Source organism: Ruegeria halocynthiae, assembly GCF_900106805.1.
GTDB classification, from domain to species: Bacteria; Pseudomonadota; Alphaproteobacteria; order Rhodobacterales; family Rhodobacteraceae; genus Ruegeria; species Ruegeria halocynthiae.
Genome location: NZ_FNNP01000028.1, coordinates 1 through 4,299, shown reverse-complemented (window position 1 = coordinate 4,299; position 4,299 = coordinate 1). Strand labels below are relative to the sequence as shown.

The 4,299-nt window shown below is 59.3% G+C and carries 3 protein-coding genes; all 3 read left to right on the top strand.

The window, feature by feature from the left end; all coding sequences use genetic code 11:
- Nucleotides 1–290 precede the first annotated feature (290 nt).
- Entirely contained in the window at nucleotides 291–1,253 is a 963-nt protein-coding gene (locus tag BLU89_RS20970; protein ID WP_074739681.1) for a TAXI family TRAP transporter solute-binding subunit, read from the top strand.
- 120 nt (nucleotides 1,254–1,373) lie between these two features.
- Nucleotides 1,374–3,983, top strand: coding sequence for a TRAP transporter permease (locus BLU89_RS20965; protein ID WP_074739679.1), 2,610 nt, complete (start codon nucleotides 1,374–1,376; stop codon nucleotides 3,981–3,983).
- On the top strand, nucleotides 3,980–4,299 hold a 320-nt coding region (locus BLU89_RS20960), incomplete at its 3' end, for a universal stress protein (protein WP_074739677.1). The genes BLU89_RS20965 and BLU89_RS20960, both read left to right, overlap by 4 nt.

Here is a 4,299-nt window from a genome sequence, read left to right as displayed (position 1 = left end):
GCCGGTTCGGAATGTTCTTGGTGTATATTTTGTTGTTTGAGTGTTTTGTTCAAGTTTTGTCCAAAGGGTTTTTTATTGTTTTGATTGTCATGTTTTATTGTTTGTTCTCTTCCTTTTCGTATCTTTGGTTCTGAGCCTATACGTAATCTACCGTATAGACACATGTTGTCAGGTTTCGTTTTCCTCTTCATCATCGGAGGGCCTGATTCCAGTGCAATTTTTTCTGTTGCGTTCTGAACGGTTTTGGGCGCCCCAACAGATCAAAAAAGACTGACAACAGGAGTGTCAAAGTGTTCAAGAAAACCTCAATCACCGCATTTGCCGCGGCGGCCCTGATGGCACCGGCGGCGTATGCAGAAGAATTTATCACGATCGGAACCGGCGGCGTTACGGGTGTTTATTACCCGACGGGTGGCGCGATCTGCCGTCTGGTCAACAAGGGCCGGAAAGAGCACGGTGTTCGGTGTTCGGTGGAATCGACGGGTGGTTCGGTTTACAACATCAACACCATCCGCGAAGGCGAGCTGGAGTTTGGCGTGGCGCAGTCTGACTGGCAGTACCATGCGTATAATGGCACGTCGAAGTTTGAAGACGCGGGCGCGTTTGAGAACCTGCGTGCGGTGTTCTCGGTCCATCCTGAGCCGTTCACGGTTGTGGCGCGCGCCGATGCGGGCATTTCCAGCTTTGAGGATCTCAAGGGCAAGCGGGTGAACATCGGCAACCCGGGTTCCGGTCAGCGCGGCACGATGGATGTCGTTCTGGAAGCTATGGGCTGGACTATCGATGATTTCGAATTGGCCTCCGAGCTGAAAGCGGCCGAGCAGTCGTCGGCTCTGTGCGACAACCAGTTGGACGCGATGATCTACACCGTGGGTCACCCGTCGGGCTCGATCCAGGAGGCGACCACGGCTTGTGATTCCGTACTGGTGAACGTCACCGGTGATGCGATCCAGGGTCTGATCGACGACAACTCGTACTATCGCACCGCGACCATTCCGGGCGGCATGTACCGGGGCTCGGACGGTGACACTACGACCTTTGGTGTGGGCGCGACCTTTGTGACCTCGGCGGATGTGTCGGATGACGCGGTTTATGCGGTTGTCAGCTCGGTCTTCGAGAATTTCGACGACTTCAAGAAGCTGCATCCGGCATTTGCCAATCTGCAGCCGGAGGAGATGATCGCGGACGGATTGTCGGCGCCGCTGCATCCGGGTGCCGAGAAGTACTACAAGGAAAAAGGCTGGCTGCAATAAGCCGGACCTGATGCGGGGCGCCTGTAACGGGCGCCCCGTTTGCACATCCGGGAGAACCCGGAGTGAGAGAGGCCGTAAGAACAGGGCCCAACAAATCGCAGAGCGACGGGGAGACGCTTTATGAGTTCCGACACACAATCCAATCGCCCGCTATCCGAGGAAGAGCTTCAGGAACTGGTGACCTCGTCCGATGCGGGGGCCCGCAACCCGGCAGGGAATGTGGGGCTGTTTCTGGCCATTGTGGCGGTTCTGTGGTCGGTGTTCCAGGTGGTGCTGGCCTCGCCCTTGTCGAATGTGCTGCTGCCGGGCAGCGTGGTGAACAACTCGCGCCAGATCCATCTGGCCTTTGCGATCTTTCTGGCCTTTTCGGCCTATCCGGCGCTGAAATCCAGCCCGCGCAATTACATCCCCATTCAGGACTGGATCATGGGTGTGGTGGGCGCAGGCATCGCGCTTTACGGCTATATTTTCTATGAGAAACTGGTCGATAACGGCTTGCTGGCCGATGATGTCGACAAATGGGTGGCGCTGGGTGGCCTGCTGCTGCTGTTTGAGGCCGCGCGCCGCGCGCTTGGCCCGGCAATGGCGATCATTGCCACGATTTTCCTGGCCTATGTGTTCTTTGGCTCGTCCGACTGGGTGCCTGAAGTGATCCAGTGGAAGGGCGCCAGCCTGAAAAAGGCGATGAGCCATATGTGGATCACCTCTGAGGGTGTGTTTGGCATCGCGCTTGGCGTGTCGACCAAGTTCGTGTTCCTGTTCGTGCTGTTTGGCGCGCTGCTGGATAAGGCGGGGGCAGGGAATTACTTTATCAAGATGGCGTTTGGCGCGCTGGGTCACCTGCGCGGCGGCCCGGCCAAGGCGGCTGTGGTGGGGTCTGCGGCCACGGGCCTGATCTCGGGGTCGTCGATTGCCAACGTGGTGACCACGGGCACGTTCACCATTCCGCTGATGAAGCGGGTGGGCTTTTCCAGCGAGCAGGCGGGCTCGGTCGAGGTGGCCTCTTCCGTGAATGGCCAGATCATGCCCCCGGTGATGGGCGCTGCGGCCTTCCTGATGGTGGAATATGTGGGCATCTCTTATGTCGAGGTGATCACGCACGCGTTTCTGCCGGCGGCGATTTCCTACATCGCGCTGGTCTATATCGTGCATCTTGAGGCGGTGAAGCGGAACATGCCGACGCTGGGCAACCGCGTGGTCTCGATGGGGCGCACGATTGGTGGCATGGCGCTGTTCTTCGTGGGCTTTGCCGCGCTGTGTTATGGCATCCAGTACCCGATCAAGGCGATCATAGCGATCATTCCTGATGCGTCCGGGCTGGTCCTGTCGGCGCTGATCATTCTGACCTATCTGTTCCTGCTGAAGCTGGCTGCAGGGGTTGAGGATCTGGTTCCCGATGACCCCAACGCCAAGGAGGTTGAGCTGCCGGTGATCGCCGATATCTACAAGGCCGGTCTGCATTACCTGCTGCCGATCATCGTGCTGGTCTACTTCCTGATGATCGAGCAGAAATCGCCGGGCCTGTCGGCGTTCTGGGCCACCTCGCTGCTGTTTGTGATCTTGCTGACGCAAAAGCCGATGAAGTCGATCTTTCGCGGTGAAAGCAAAACGGCAAATGCGTTCAAGGAAGGTGTTGCCGACCTGTGGAACGGGTTGATCGACGGGGCCCGTAACATGATCGGCATTGCGCTGGCCACCGCCACCGCCGGCGTGATCGTGGGCACCGTGACGCTGACCGGTGTGGGGCAGGTGATGGCCGATCTGGTCGAATTCCTGTCGGGTGGTAACCTGATCGCCATGCTGGCGCTGGTGGGCCTGCTCAGCCTGATCCTGGGCATGGGCCTGCCGACCACGGCGAACTATATCGTCGTCAGCTCGCTGATGGCCGGTGTGGTTGTCGAGCTGGGCGCGCAGGACGGCCTGATCGTGCCGCTGATCGCAGTGCATCTGTTTGTGTTCTACTTCGGCATCATGGCCGATGTGACGCCGCCTGTGGGTCTGGCCAGCTTTGCCGCTGCCGCCGTGTCGGGCGGGGATGCGATCAAGACGGGCTTTATCGCTTTCTTCTACAGCTTGCGCACCGTGGCGCTGCCGTTTGTGTTCATCTTCAACACCGATCTGTTGCTGATTGATGTCACGTGGGTGCAGGGCATTCTGGTGGCGGTGTCAGCGACGATTGCGATCCTGATCTTCACCGCCGGCACCATGGGCTGGTTCCTGACCAAGAACCGCATCTATGAAAGCGTGGCCCTGATCCTGATCGCCTTTGCGCTGTTCCGTCCGGACTTCTTCATGAACCGGATCGCGCCTCCGTTCGCGCAGATCGAACCGGCGCAGCTGACGCAGGCCGTGGCTGAGGCCGCACCGGGCAGCACCATGCGGATCGAGGTCGCGGGTCCTGACTTTGACACCGGCAACATGACCGAGACCACTGTTGTGCTGACCATCGGAGACGAGGCTGAAGGCGCGGCCCGCGTCGAAGCTCTGGGCCTGATCCCGCTGGACGAGGACGGCCTGATGAAACTGGAAGAGCCGCTGTTTGGCACGCCGGTCGCGGATGAGCTGGACATGTTCGACTATTACGCCGACGAAGCGGTGCGCATCACGGCCATTCAGGCCCCGCAGAGCCAGCCGCCGAAAGAGCTGATCTTCATCCCGGCGCTGATCCTGTTGGGCCTTGTCGCTTTCCTCCAACGCGGCAGAGCCGCAAAACAGGGAGAACCCGCATGACAAAAGCGATTCTGTGTGCCGTGGACATCAGCAACGGCGATATTGATGTGGCGGTCCTTGAACGGGCTGCCACACTGGCCGATCTGGACAGCGCGCGGCTGGATGTGGTGACCGTGACGCCGGATTACGGCGAAGGCTTCGTCAGCAGCTTCTTTGAACCGCATCACCATGAACAGGTGATGCAAGAGGCCCATGATAAGCTGGTCGCCCTGTGCGAAGCCACATTGGGCGCCGAGCGCAACGCCAAGGTCCGCCACGTCGTCGCCACCGGCAGCGCCTATCAGGAAATCCTGAAAACCGCAGAAGGCGCAGGCTC

Excerpts from the sequence above, each read along its gene's own strand:
- BLU89_RS20965 (WP_074739679.1), top strand. The coding sequence starts at position 1,374 with ATGAGTTCCGACACACAATCCAATCGCCCGCTATCCGAGGAAGAGCTT.